Raw genomic sequence first — 13,596 nt, forward strand, 5'->3', positions numbered from 1 at the left:
AGTCGACCGTACAATTGAAATAACTAGGTATTATCTAGTTTTTTTCGCCTCAAGAATACTCAAGAACACTATATTGTTATTACCGAAGTAATAACGTGTTTTAAGAACTTCTTTATTTATTCAGCTTTCCAAATTTTTAAAGAGCAATTTGCTAAAAAGCAAAGATAAGCATTCGCTGCTTAGCTTTGATTTTTAATCAGAAAGAAAAAATACTCCATCTTCCTTACAGAAGAAAGATGGTATCCCGTACGAGATTTGAACTCGTGTTACCGCCGTGAAAGGGCGGTGTCCTAGGCCTCTAGACGAACGGGACACTATTTACTTTCTACGTTTGGATTTCATCCCAAACGTTGTCTTATTTTCATAAGACTGTCTTTAACGTTTCTATTCAAGCAATTTGTGTGGGCACTTACAAAAACTAACAACTTTACGTAAGGAGGTGATCCAGCCCCAGGTTCCCCTAGGGCTACCTTGTTACGACTTCACCCCAGTCATGAACCACACCGTGGTCATCGCCCTCCCGAAGGTTAAGCTAATGACTTCTGGTGCAGCCCACTCCCATGGTGTGACGGGCGGTGTGTACAAGGCCCGGGAACGTATTCACCGTGACATTCTGATTCACGATTACTAGCGATTCCGACTTCATGGGGTCGAGTTGCAGACCCCAATCCGGACTACGACGCACTTTATGGGATTCGCTTACCATTGCTGGTTTGCAGCCCTTTGTATGCGCCATTGTAGCACGTGTGTAGCCCTACTCGTAAGGGCCATGATGACTTGACGTCGTCCCCACCTTCCTCCGGTTTATCACCGGCAGTCTCCTTAGAGTTCCCACCATTACGTGCTGGCAAATAAGGATAAGGGTTGCGCTCGTTGCGGGACTTAACCCAACATTTCACAACACGAGCTGACGACAGCCATGCAGCACCTGTCTCATAGTTCCCGAAGGCACCAATTCATCTCTGAAAAGTTCTATGGATGTCAAGAGTAGGTAAGGTTCTTCGCGTTGCATCGAATTAAACCACATGCTCCACCGCTTGTGCGGGCCCCCGTCAATTCATTTGAGTTTTAACCTTGCGGCCGTACTCCCCAGGCGGTCTACTTAATGCGTTAGCTTAAGAGCCCAGTTCTCAAGGAACCAAACTCCGAGTAGACATCGTTTACGGCGTGGACTACCGGGGTATCTAATCCCGTTTGCTACCCACGCTTTCGCATCTGAGCGTCAGTTACTTGCCAGGTGGCCGCCTTCGCCACTGGTATTCCTTCAGATCTCTACGCATTTCACCGCTACACCTGAAATTCTACCACCCTCTCAAGAACTCTAGTTTGCCAGTTCGAAATGCAGTTCCCAGGTTGAGCCCGGGGCTTTCACATCTCGCTTAACAAACCGCCTGCATGCGCTTTACGCCCAGTAATTCCGATTAACGCTTGCACCCTCCGTATTACCGCGGCTGCTGGCACGGAGTTAGCCGGTGCTTCTTCTGCGAGTAACGTCACAGCAGTAGAGTATTAATCTACTGCCTTTCCTCCTCGCTGAAAGTACTTTACAACCCTAAGGCCTTCTTCATACACGCGGTATGGCTGCATCAGGGTTTCCCCCATTGTGCAATATTCCCCACTGCTGCCTCCCGTAGGAGTCTGGACCGTGTCTCAGTTCCAGTGTGGCTGATCATCCTCTCAGACCAGCTAGGGATCGTCGCCTTGGTGAGCTCTTACCTCACCAACAAGCTAATCCCACTTGGGCTCATCTAGTCGCGAGAGCTTTCAAGAAGAGGCCCCCTTTCACCCGTAGGTCGTATGCGGTATTAGCAGTCGTTTCCAACTGTTGTCCCCCTCGACTAGGCAGATTCCCAAGCATTACTCACCCGTCCGCCGCTCGACGCCAGAATAGCAAGCTATTCTTCGTTTCCGCTCGACTTGCATGTGTTAAGCCTACCGCCAGCGTTCAATCTGAGCCATGATCAAACTCTTCAATTAAAAGTTTTTTGACTAATCAACGATGTTGATTAAGTCGGCTCAATGAATTCTGTACTTCAACAACAAACCGAGGTTTGTTGTTTATAAAACCAAATCTTTCGATTTAATTTAATGTTCACAATTACATTGATATAATTTTTGGTCATTATATCTCTGCAAGTGCTCACACAGATTGCTTGAATAAATTGTTAAAGAGCATTGGCGTGTTAAACACGGCAATTTTCAAATATCACTCAAGGAGTGTTATCTGAAAATTGCTGTAACTATCGTTACAACAATTTAATTTGGCGCTTGGCGATGCCCTACTCTCACATGGGGAAGCCCCACACTACCATCGGCGTTATTACGTTTCACTACTGAGTTCGGAATGGGATCAGGTGGTACCGCAACACTATGGTCACCAAGCAAATTTGGTTTGCTTTCAAGTTGTATCTTTAAAATCTGAAAAGCTATAAATAAAGAAGTCTTTAAAACCTATCTTTCGATAAATAGTAGTGTTCAATCAATTCTTAAGTCGATATTTCAATTAATCATACTTTAATTTGTATGGTTAAGCCTCACGGGTAATTAGTACAAGTTAGCTCAATGCCTCACAGCACTTACACACCTTGCCTATCAACGTTGTAGTCTCCAACGGCCCTTCAGGGGACTTAAAGTCCCAGTGAGAACTCATCTCGAGGCCTGCTTCCCGCTTAGATGCTTTCAGCGGTTATCAGTTCCGAACTTAGCTACCGGGCAATGCTATTGGCATAACAACCCGAACACCAGTGGTTCGTCCACTCCGGTCCTCTCGTACTAGGAGCAGCTCCTCTCAATTCTCAAACGCCCACGGCAGATAGGGACCGAACTGTCTCACGACGTTCTAAACCCAGCTCGCGTACCACTTTAAATGGCGAACAGCCATACCCTTGGGACCAACTTCAGCCCCAGGATGTGATGAGCCGACATCGAGGTGCCAAACACCGCCGTCGATATGAACTCTTGGGCGGTATCAGCCTGTTATCCCCGGAGTACCTTTTATCCGTTGAGCGATGGCCCTTCCATTCAGAACCACCGGATCACTAAGACCTACTTTCGTACCTGCTCGACGTGTCTGTCTCGCAGTTAAGCTGGCTTATGCCTTTGCACTAACCACATGATGTCCAACCATGTTTAGCCAACCTTCGTGCTCCTCCGTTACTCTTTGGGAGGAGACCGCCCCAGTCAAACTACCCACCAGACACTGTCCGCAACCCCGATAAGGGGCCTACGTTAGAACATCAAACGTACAAGGGTGGTATTTCAAGGTTGACTCCACATCATCTAGCGACAATGCTTCAACGTCTCCCACCTATCCTACACATGTAGGTTCAATGTTCAGTGCCAAGCTATAGTAAAGGTTCACGGGGTCTTTCCGTCTAGCCGCGGGTACACTGCATCTTAACAGCGATTTCAATTTCACTGAGTCTCGGGTGGAGACAGCGTGGCCATCATTACGCCATTCGTGCAGGTCGGAACTTACCCGACAAGGAATTTCGCTACCTTAGGACCGTTATAGTTACGGCCGCCGTTTACCGGGGCTTCGATCATGAGCTTCGACCTAAGTCTAACCCAATCAATTAACCTTCCGGCACCGGGCAGGCGTCACACCGTATACGTCATCTTTCGATTTTGCACAGTGCTGTGTTTTTAATAAACAGTTGCAGCCACCATTTCTCTGCGACCGACAATAGCTTACGGAGCAAGTCCTTCACCATCATCGGCGTACCTTCTCCCGAAGTTACGGTACCATTTTGCCTAGTTCCTTCACCCGAGTTCTCTCAAGCGCCTTAGTATTCTCTACCTAACCACCTGTGTCGGTTTGGGGTACGATTCTCTTATATCTGAAGCTTAGAGGTTTTTCCTGGAAGCCGGGTATCAACTACTTCATCTCCGTAGAGACTCGTCATCAGCTCTCAGCCTTAATGTACGCCCGGATTTACCTAAGCATACAGCCTACAACCTTAAACATGGACAACCATCGCCATGCTAGCCTAACCTTCTCCGTCACCCCATCGCAATATAAGTGAGTACAGGAATATTAACCTGTTTCCCATCGACTACGCCTTTCGGCCTCGCCTTAGGGGTCGACTCACCCTGCCCCGATTAACGTTGGACAGGAACCCTTGGTCTTTCGGCGTGGAGGTTTTTCACCCCCATTATCGTTACTCATGTCAACATTCGCACTTCTGATACCTCCAGCAAGCTTCTCAACTCACCTTCGACGGCTTACAGAACGCTCCTCTACCATGCAAGAACAAGTCTTGCATCCGTAGCTTCGGTGGTATGTTTAGCCCCGTTAAATCTTCCGCGCAGACCGACTCGACCAGTGAGCTATTACGCTTTCTTTAAAAGATGGCTGCTTCTAAGCCAACTTCCTGGCTGTCTGAGCCTTTCCACATCGTTTCCCACTTAACATACACTTTGGGACCTTAGCTGACGGTCTGGGTTGTTTCCCTTTCCACGACGGACGTTAGCACCCGCCGTGTGTCTCCCGCGATTGAACTTATTGGTATTCGGAGTTTGCAAAGGGTTGGTAAGTCGGGATGACCCCCTAGCCTTAACAGTGCTCTACCCCCAATAGTTAGACGCGAGGCGCTACCTAAATAGCTTTCGAGGAGAACCAGCTATCTCCCGGTTTGATTGGCCTTTCACCCCCAGCCACAAGTCATCCGCTAATTTTTCAACATTAGTCGGTTCGGTCCTCCAGTTGATGTTACTCAACCTTCAACCTGCCCATGGCTAGATCACCGGGTTTCGGGTCTAATCCCAGCAACTATTCGCGCAGTTAACACTCGGTTTCCCTACGGCTCCGCTATTCGCTTAACCTTGCTACTGAAATTAAGTCGTTGACCCATTATACAAAAGGTACGCAGTCACAGAACAAGTCTGCTCCCACTGCTTGTACGTATACGGTTTCAGGTTCTATTTCACTCCCCTCACAGGGGTTCTTTTCGCCTTTCCCTCACGGTACTGGTTCACTATCGGTCAGTCAGTAGTATTTAGCCTTGGAAGATGGTCCTCCCATATTCAAACAGCATATCACGTGTGCCGTCCTACTCGATTTCACAGTAAGGTCGTTTTCATGTACGGGACTATCACCCTGTATCGTGAAACTTTCCAGAATCTTCCACTAACTTCCAAACTGCTTAAGGGCTAGACCCCGTTCGCTCGCCGCTACTAAGGGTATCTCTATTGATTTCTTTTCCTCGGGGTACTTAGATGTTTCAGTTCTCCCGGTTCGCTTCGTAACGCTATGTATTCACGTTACGATACTCTACAAAGTAGAGTGGGTTCCCCCATTCGGAAATCTGTGGATTAACGCTTTTTATCAACTCCCCACAGCTTAACGCAGATTAACACGTCCTTCATCGCCTCTGACTGCCTAGGCATCCACCGTATACGCTTAGTCACTTAACCATACAATCTAAAGTCGACCGTACAATTGAAATAACTAGGTATTATCTAGTTTTTTTCGCCTCAAGAATACTCAAGAACACTATATTGTTATTACCGAAGTAATAACGTGTTTTAAGAACTTCTTTATTTATTCAGCTTTCCAAATTTTTAAAGAGCATTTGCTAAAAAGCAAAGTTTTCGTCTCTAACCCTGAATTTCAGAGTTAAAAAAACCAAAGTTAAGTCGCTTGCTATACATAAGCAGATTTAACTTTGGTCTCTTCCTGAGAACATGATGTGGTGGAGCTATGCGGGATCGAACCGCAGACCTCCTGCGTGCAAGGCAGGCGCTCTCCCAGCTGAGCTATAGCCCCACATCATTGTGGCTAGTAAATTGGTAGGACTGAGTAGATTTGAACTACCGACCTCACCCTTATCAGGGGCGCGCTCTAACCAACTGAGCTACAGTCCTACTGACATTTACTATGTCTTTAATTTCTCTATTCAAGCAATTTGTGTGGGCACTTACAAAAATTAACAACTTTACGTAAGGAGGTGATCCAGCCCCAGGTTCCCCTAGGGCTACCTTGTTACGACTTCACCCCAGTCATGAACCACACCGTGGTCATCGCCCTCCCGAAGGTTAAGCTAATGACTTCTGGTGCAGCCCACTCCCATGGTGTGACGGGCGGTGTGTACAAGGCCCGGGAACGTATTCACCGTGACATTCTGATTCACGATTACTAGCGATTCCGACTTCATGGGGTCGAGTTGCAGACCCCAATCCGGACTACGACGCACTTTATGGGATTCGCTTACCATTGCTGGTTTGCAGCCCTTTGTATGCGCCATTGTAGCACGTGTGTAGCCCTACTCGTAAGGGCCATGATGACTTGACGTCGTCCCCACCTTCCTCCGGTTTATCACCGGCAGTCTCCTTAGAGTTCCCACCATTACGTGCTGGCAAATAAGGATAAGGGTTGCGCTCGTTGCGGGACTTAACCCAACATTTCACAACACGAGCTGACGACAGCCATGCAGCACCTGTCTCATAGTTCCCGAAGGCACCAATTCATCTCTGAAAAGTTCTATGGATGTCAAGAGTAGGTAAGGTTCTTCGCGTTGCATCGAATTAAACCACATGCTCCACCGCTTGTGCGGGCCCCCGTCAATTCATTTGAGTTTTAACCTTGCGGCCGTACTCCCCAGGCGGTCTACTTAATGCGTTAGCTTAAGAGCCCAGTTCTCAAGGAACCAAACTCCGAGTAGACATCGTTTACGGCGTGGACTACCGGGGTATCTAATCCCGTTTGCTACCCACGCTTTCGCATCTGAGCGTCAGTTACTTGCCAGGTGGCCGCCTTCGCCACTGGTATTCCTTCAGATCTCTACGCATTTCACCGCTACACCTGAAATTCTACCACCCTCTCAAGAACTCTAGTTTGCCAGTTCGAAATGCAGTTCCCAGGTTGAGCCCGGGGCTTTCACATCTCGCTTAACAAACCGCCTGCATGCGCTTTACGCCCAGTAATTCCGATTAACGCTTGCACCCTCCGTATTACCGCGGCTGCTGGCACGGAGTTAGCCGGTGCTTCTTCTGCGAGTAACGTCACAGCAGTAGAGTATTAATCTACTGCCTTTCCTCCTCGCTGAAAGTACTTTACAACCCTAAGGCCTTCTTCATACACGCGGTATGGCTGCATCAGGGTTTCCCCCATTGTGCAATATTCCCCACTGCTGCCTCCCGTAGGAGTCTGGACCGTGTCTCAGTTCCAGTGTGGCTGATCATCCTCTCAGACCAGCTAGGGATCGTCGCCTTGGTGAGCTCTTACCTCACCAACAAGCTAATCCCACTTGGGCTCATCTAGTCGCGAGAGCTTTCAAGAAGAGGCCCCCTTTCACCCGTAGGTCGTATGCGGTATTAGCAGTCGTTTCCAACTGTTGTCCCCCTCGACTAGGCAGATTCCCAAGCATTACTCACCCGTCCGCCGCTCGACGCCAGAATAGCAAGCTATTCTTCGTTTCCGCTCGACTTGCATGTGTTAAGCCTACCGCCAGCGTTCAATCTGAGCCATGATCAAACTCTTCAATTAAAAGTTTTTTGACTAATCAACGATGTTGATTAAGTCGGCTCAATGAATTCTGTACTTCAACAACAAACCGAGATTTGTTGTTTATAAAACCAAATCTTTCGATTTAATTTAATGTTCACAATTACATTGATATAATTTTTGGTCATTATATCTCTGCAAGTGCTCACACAGATTGCTTGAATAAATTGTTAAAGAGCATTGACCTTGACGTCATCCGTCGTAGTCAGGCTGCGTATTCTACGCAAACCAATTTCGAAGTCAAGTACATATTTGCACTTTATTTCAGGAAGTTTAAAAAGTAACTTTCGATACTGATAAACACCTTTACTTAGCGGCTGTTGCCGTGTCAGTGAGGTCGCATTATAGAGAACTAATGACTTCAAGCAAGTGATTTCATTAATTAGTCACTAAAAACCAAGAATCCGCGTTACCAAGCTGTTAAACACACCTTAACGTATAAGAAGTAATCTATTTCTGATTGTATTCATTATAGACATACTGCATACCCGCTTTATTAAAGGCTACGACTTGATATGCATCACTCGCGCCGGGAACATCCATACCTGGTGCACTCTGTGGCATGCCGGGAGTTGCAATGCCAGTGACTCTTTTATTCTGAGCTAATAGCTTCTTGATATCAGCGGCAGGAACATGGCCTTCGATAGTATAATCATTAACTATTGCTGTATGACAAGATCGCAGGTTATGAGGTACGCCATATTGATTCTTTACATCACTCATATATTCATTGTTAATAACCGTTAATGAAAATCCCGCATCTTCCATTTGCTCAGCCCACTCTGTACAGCAACCACAATACTGCGATTTATATACAGTCATCTCTTCAGCCAATGCAGCACTACCAATTAAACTACTAGTGAGTAAGACAGGTTTTAAAATTTTAGCAATAAATGTCATCAGAAGATCCTAAAAAAAAGAAAATAATGATAAGCATTCCAGTTGAGGTAAGGTCAATTGCATTAAGAAGAGCGAATCAGCAAATTGTGATAAGCGTTTAGATATTGTTGACTCATATGAAGGTAGTTAAATTCATGCATAACACGGTCATAAGCAAAGGTAGTTTTAATTTGGCTTTGACTATGAATCAAACTTTTGGTTATTGCAGACTGTAAGGCATCGGGATCTTTAGGTGGAACTATCCACCCCCCACGACCATGTGCCAGCATATGTGGCATACCACCAACATTAGTAACAACGCAAGGAACTCTAGCCTGCATAGCTTCTAGTAAAGCGATTGGTGTACCTTCTGTAATAGAGGGCATAACGAAAACATCAAAATGGCTAAAATAACTTGGTAGTGATTCTACAAAGCCAAATAGTAGGACATGTTCATCTAAATCCAACGTCCTGATTTTTTCTCGTAATCGATACTCCTCCCTACCGGCACCAAATATAACAAGTACAGTATTCGGATCATTTTTTATCAACTTGGGTAATGCGTCGATAAGTGTATCGAAACTTTTTTCAACAGCAAGACGACCTACAGCCATTAATCGTGTTGTTTTATTATGTAAAAAAGTACTTAAACGCTCTTCAATCTCACACATCGGCATGTAACCACCGATACCATTCTCAATAACCGTATATTGGTTTGCTTCTAACCCTTGAACACTTGGTAGATTAGTCATGTGCTGACTAACAAGAAAAACCCGATTTAATTGCTTTAATGAGTACTTATCCAAATATTGATAAAATGCCATTTTACTAAATCTAGGTGCGGATACATAACCATGTACGGTTGAACAAAAACATTTAAAGCGGTTTCGTTTCAACATCAAACCAAACAGTATATTGAATTTATAACCGTGAGAGTGGACAATATCAAACCTATTTTTCTCGGCAAATTTTTTTATATAATGACTGATACAAAAATATTCGAGTTTATTTACCCTAATTAAATTGACCGTTATGCCGTATTGGCGACAAATTGTTTCAAACTCTTTTTCTGCCTGTCCTTTATAACCAAAGCTAAGCAAAGCGGCTTCATGCCCAAGTACCTTCAAACCGAGCATTAATTCAATTAAAACTCTTTCAGCACCATAAAAACCACCACTTTCGATCACGTGTAAAATTTTCATTCTCATAATATCCTTATCATTAACTTACACAGCGTCCTTTCCTCTTTTTTATACTGTTAAGTTGTAATACTTTCCGCAGATATATATCACTAATTGTTTGCCAGCGATAATCAGAAAATAGTTGGTGTAGAAGGAGGGGCGCCTCACGACGGTGATAATCGTGTAACCATTTTTTAAATAAGTTATCTGCTCTAATGTTCGGTTGTTGGTTGTCCATGACCCAAGTTGAAATACACCCTAGCACAGGTGTTTTCGTTTCTTCCATAAACTGGCTGACTAGCTTACGACTTGATTCATATTTTCTAAAACGGATACTATTGGTATTAATAATTTCATATCGCTTAGTTAAGACTTTATGGGTTGATACATTTAAATGCTGAAAATCCCTAAATACAGACTCAATAGGCTCCGCTTGTACATCCACTCTACGAACCCGACTAGCACAGCTATATTCATAACCAGCCAAGATTAATTCGTCTTCTAACCACGCCGAGGTCGCACAGCATAATTTTGTATCACTCCGATACCCAATGATACGGTGGCCAATGACTTGTGATAACAGATCTTTATAACGGTTTAAATCTTCAATAATTTTACGCTTATTGAAATGCTGCGTATCGGGCAGGCTATAATGTCGATATGCAAGTTCATGTCCCTGTTCTGCTATTTTTTTTAACATCGAAGGAAAGTGAATAATCGTCCAACCGTAAACAAAAAATGTGGCTGTCACATTATGATCACTTAATAATAATAAAATTTTATCTACTGCATATTCAATGCGAGGTGAGAGTAGACTCCAATCTTTTTCCTTAATACAGTATTGAAAAGCGGGGGCTTGAAAATAATCTTCCACATTGATAGTTAACGCATTAATAATCGCCATAACGATCCCCTCATCGACAATCTACTCTATTATCATAAGAATAGACCATCACATCGTACTATTTGGGATTAGAGAGATATTTACTGAACACTGCTTATATTTTTATGTCGCAAGCCAAATTTTGATTTATCGAATGATAATAAAGGCTTAATTTATATGCTAACAGTGCTATGATTTATTGCTAATGACCTAACTTTCTTTATTAAAAGGTGCTGCTCATGGAATACAATACTTCTGAACTATGCGACATTTATACAGATATGATTGATGTTGTTGAACCTATGTTCATGAATTTCGGTGGAAAGTCATCATTCGGTGGTCAAATAACCACAATTAAATGCTTTGAAAGTTTAGGGCTGATTGCTGAAACAGTTCAACAAGCCGGATTAGGTAGAGTTCTACTCATTGATGGTGGTGGTTCATTAAGAAGAGCATTAATTGATTCTGATATTGCCCAACTGGCATTCGAGAATGAATGGGAAGGCATTATTGTTTACGGTAGTATTCGAGAAGTCGATCAGCTAGACGATATTAATATTGGAATTCAGAGCCTTGCTTCTATTCCTGTTGGTGCAGATGATAATCGAACAGGTGAACTAGATGTGGCGGTTAATTTTGGCGGTGTCACATTCTTACCTGACGATCATGTTTATGCCGACAGCACTGGTATTATTCTATCTGCAGATGCGCTAGATATTGAGTAACACGCAAAAACATATAGAAACAGAGGTATAAGTTAGCCATAACCATACCTCTGAATCAAATTATGCTTCTTCTTCTAACTCTTCTAGTTCTTGAACTTCATCCATTCTGCCTAGCAAAGAACGTAAACGATCTTGCCATACATCTTGCTGACTTTTAAGCTCAGAGTTATTCGCTAATAATTGGTTGTTTTCTTCTTTTAGCTCTTCTAATTCCATTTGTAATAGGGAAATGGTATCAACTGCCGTTTGTACTTTACTTTCTAATTTATCTAATACGTCAAAATTCATTTTTTCACCCATAATTTAAGAATTCAATATTGTGCTGAGAGGGCTTATCCCTTGCTAGAAGAATACAACGCTAGTCAATCTACAACAAGTCTTATTAGTCAAATTATGATGCACTTAAGCAGAATTAACTTTTTGTTTGTGAGCGCTGGCATTAATACATCAAATTGTTTGATTCATCGCTAGTGAAGGCATCTCAGAATCAGGTCTACCTACAACTTTAGCAGGAACCCCAGCAACAGTCGTATGTTCAGGTACATGATCGAGCACGACACTACCCGCACCGACTTTGGCTCCTCTGCCGACTTCAATATTACCTAACACTTTAGCACCAGCGCCAATCATTACACCCGCTCTAATTTTCGGATGACGATCACCACTTTCTTTACCTGTACCACCTAGCGTAACACTTTGCAAAATTGACACGTCGTCTTCTACAATTGCTGTTTCACCAATAACAATACCAGTTGCATGATCAAGCATAATACCTTTGCCAATTCTAGCCGCTGGATGAATATCAACAGCAAACACCACTGATATTTGGTTTTGTAAATAAATCGCTAATGCTTCACGCTTTTGGTTCCACAACCAATGGGCAACTCGATAAGACTGTAGAGCAAGAAAACCTTTCAAATATAATAACGGTGTCGAGAAATATTCAACCGCAGGGTCTCGCTCTTGTACTGCACATAAATCCGCACCCACCGCATGTAAAATAGTAGGATCTGCTTTTAATGCCTCTTCAATCACTTCGCGTAATAAAATGGCAGGCATTGTCGCACTATCGAGTTTATTGGCTAATTGGAAACTTAATGAGCATTTTAAGCTGTCGTGATTTAGTATTGTTGAATGGAAGAAGCTAGCAAGCATCGGTTCCTGCTCAACCAATAATTTAGCTTCATCTCTAATTCTAAGCCAAGACATTGAAAGTTTATCTTCCATGTTTATTCCTTTACAACATTTAGAATTCACGTTTATATTAATCATTTTTCATCTTTACAATTGAGATTGGATCTTGATGAATGAGAACTTCCGTATTTACAAATTCACAGAGTAAATTAGTTTCAACATTATCGGCAATCGCATGGGCCTGAAACAGAGTAAGGTGATCATCCAGTTCTATATGCAATTGAATAAAACGCATATAGCCTGATTGTCGCGTTCGTAACTCATGTAGTCCGAGTACATTTTCCGTATTTACCACAATCGCTGTTATTTTATCAATATCTTCAGCCGGTAATTCATGATCCAATAATGTCTGAATTGACTCCATACCGATCTCGTACGCACTGTATAATATGTAGCAGGATATCAAAATTGTCGCTAATCCATCAACCCAATAAAAACCATACGCAGATAAACTAAGCGCAATAAGTACTGTCGCATTAAGCCACAAGTCAGATTTATAATGAAGTGAATCAGCTTTAATCGCAATACTTCCGGTTTTAGCCACAACATGCGTTTGGTAACGAATTAAAATAAAAGTTACTAATAACGCAAAAATGGATACAGCGATACCAAGCTCTGAACGTTCGATCGGCTGAGGATCTAATAATGCGCTAATACCATGCAGCATTAATAAAATAGATGAGCCAACAATGAACGCTGATTGCACTAATCCAGCTAAAGATTCTGCTTTACCATGGCCAAAGCGATGCGCATCATCCGCTGGCTCTAAAGCATATTTAATAGCAAACAAATTAATGATGGATGCACCAATATCTAAAAATGAATCCGTCAATGAGGCTAATATTGATGCCGACCCAGTGGCAAACCACACAAACAATTTACTACATAATAAAATGACCGCTGTAGCAACAGAAGCATAACTGGCTCGTTTAATTAATTGTTCATGATCAGAATCTATCACAGAGTTACCCTTTATATTATCTATGCGTTTATTATAAACTGGGGTAATAGAAAAACAACGTGAAGTTATTCACTTAAACAACCTATAAATCAAAGAAAATAGGGAAAATAAAAATATTCTGTTGTTATTTTAGGATAGCAGCAACACATAGATATAATTAGGGCTTAAATCCTAGTTCGTTCATCTAAAATTGTAGTAATAAATACTGTGTAATTAAGCCTAAACCATAAATAAAGCAATTACGTAGCACCTCACAATCTTCAGCTCTT

At 43.0% G+C, this 13,596-nt stretch carries 7 protein-coding genes, 3 tRNA genes and 4 rRNA genes; 1 reads left to right on the forward strand and 13 read right to left on the reverse strand.

Features of this window, described 5'->3' with window-relative positions; all coding sequences use genetic code 11:
- Positions 1–237 precede the first annotated feature (237 nt).
- The 10 genes from HWV02_RS21620 to HWV02_RS21665 form a co-directional block, all read right to left on the reverse strand.
- A tRNA-Glu gene (locus HWV02_RS21620) sits at positions 238–313 on the reverse strand.
- Positions 314–432: 119 nt separating this feature from the next.
- A 16S ribosomal RNA gene (locus HWV02_RS21625) occupies positions 433–1,977 on the reverse strand.
- A 289-nt stretch (positions 1,978–2,266) separates the two neighbouring features.
- Positions 2,267–2,382, reverse strand: a 5S ribosomal RNA gene (rrf, locus tag HWV02_RS21630).
- Positions 2,383–2,523: 141 nt separating this feature from the next.
- A 23S ribosomal RNA gene (locus HWV02_RS21635) occupies positions 2,524–5,415 on the reverse strand.
- A gap of 276 nt (positions 5,416–5,691) precedes the next feature.
- Positions 5,692–5,767 (reverse strand) — tRNA-Ala (locus tag HWV02_RS21640).
- A 21-nt stretch (positions 5,768–5,788) separates the two neighbouring features.
- Positions 5,789–5,865, reverse strand: a tRNA-Ile gene (locus tag HWV02_RS21645).
- A gap of 76 nt (positions 5,866–5,941) precedes the next feature.
- Positions 5,942–7,486, reverse strand: a 16S ribosomal RNA gene (locus tag HWV02_RS21650).
- The 16S, 23S and 5S rRNA genes sit together here with 3 tRNA genes alongside, the layout of an rRNA operon.
- Before the next feature lie 468 nt (positions 7,487–7,954).
- The gene (locus HWV02_RS21655) at positions 7,955–8,404 is read right to left on the reverse strand and encodes a DUF411 domain-containing protein (protein WP_211677819.1); all 450 of its coding nucleotides are present in this window, start codon (positions 8,402–8,404) and stop codon (positions 7,955–7,957) included.
- 62 nt (positions 8,405–8,466) lie between these two features.
- Positions 8,467–9,585: a glycosyltransferase gene (locus HWV02_RS21660; protein WP_211689307.1), complete on the reverse strand. Its 1,119-nt coding sequence runs from the start codon at positions 9,583–9,585 to the stop codon at positions 8,467–8,469.
- Between the two features lie 19 nt (positions 9,586–9,604).
- Positions 9,605–10,468: a polysaccharide deacetylase family protein gene (locus tag HWV02_RS21665; protein ID WP_211677821.1), complete on the reverse strand. Its 864-nt coding sequence runs from the start codon at positions 10,466–10,468 to the stop codon at positions 9,605–9,607.
- 218 nt (positions 10,469–10,686) lie between these two features.
- On the opposite strand from HWV02_RS21665, the gene rraA reads away from it, so the two are divergent.
- Complete coding sequence (rraA, locus tag HWV02_RS21670; RefSeq protein WP_045108663.1) at positions 10,687–11,172, forward strand: ribonuclease E activity regulator RraA; 486 nt, start codon at positions 10,687–10,689, stop codon at positions 11,170–11,172.
- Between the two features lie 60 nt (positions 11,173–11,232).
- Here rraA and zapB read toward each other — a convergent pair whose 3' ends face one another.
- The 3 genes from zapB to HWV02_RS21685 form a co-directional block, all read right to left on the reverse strand.
- Complete coding sequence (zapB, locus tag HWV02_RS21675; RefSeq protein WP_211673375.1) at positions 11,233–11,460, reverse strand: cell division protein ZapB; 228 nt, start codon at positions 11,458–11,460, stop codon at positions 11,233–11,235.
- A gap of 159 nt (positions 11,461–11,619) precedes the next feature.
- Complete coding sequence (gene cysE, locus HWV02_RS21680; protein ID WP_370629439.1) at positions 11,620–12,381, reverse strand: serine O-acetyltransferase; 762 nt, start codon at positions 12,379–12,381, stop codon at positions 11,620–11,622.
- Positions 12,382–12,436: 55 nt separating this feature from the next.
- Positions 12,437–13,327 (reverse strand): cation diffusion facilitator family transporter, encoded by an 891-nt coding sequence (locus HWV02_RS21685; RefSeq protein ID WP_274609798.1) that lies wholly within the window; start codon positions 13,325–13,327, stop codon positions 12,437–12,439.
- Positions 13,328–13,596: the final 269 nt, after the last annotated feature.

Origin of the sequence: Moritella sp. 28, assembly GCF_018219435.1 — a bacterium.
In the GTDB taxonomy this organism is placed as follows: domain Bacteria; phylum Pseudomonadota; class Gammaproteobacteria; order Enterobacterales; family Moritellaceae; genus Moritella.

Coding starts and splice junctions, on each gene's coding strand:
- HWV02_RS21655 (WP_211677819.1), bottom strand. CDS start 8,404: ATGACATTTATTGCTAAAATTTTAAAACCTGTCTTACTCACTAGTAGT.
- HWV02_RS21660 (WP_211689307.1), bottom strand. CDS start 9,585: ATGAAAATTTTACACGTGATCGAAAGTGGTGGTTTTTATGGTGCTGAA.
- HWV02_RS21665 (WP_211677821.1), bottom strand. CDS start 10,468: ATGGCGATTATTAATGCGTTAACTATCAATGTGGAAGATTATTTTCAA.
- rraA (WP_045108663.1), top strand. CDS start 10,687: ATGGAATACAATACTTCTGAACTATGCGACATTTATACAGATATGATT.
- zapB (WP_211673375.1), bottom strand. CDS start 11,460: ATGAATTTTGACGTATTAGATAAATTAGAAAGTAAAGTACAAACGGCA.
- cysE (WP_370629439.1), bottom strand. CDS start 12,381: ATGTCTTGGCTTAGAATTAGAGATGAAGCTAAATTATTGGTTGAGCAG.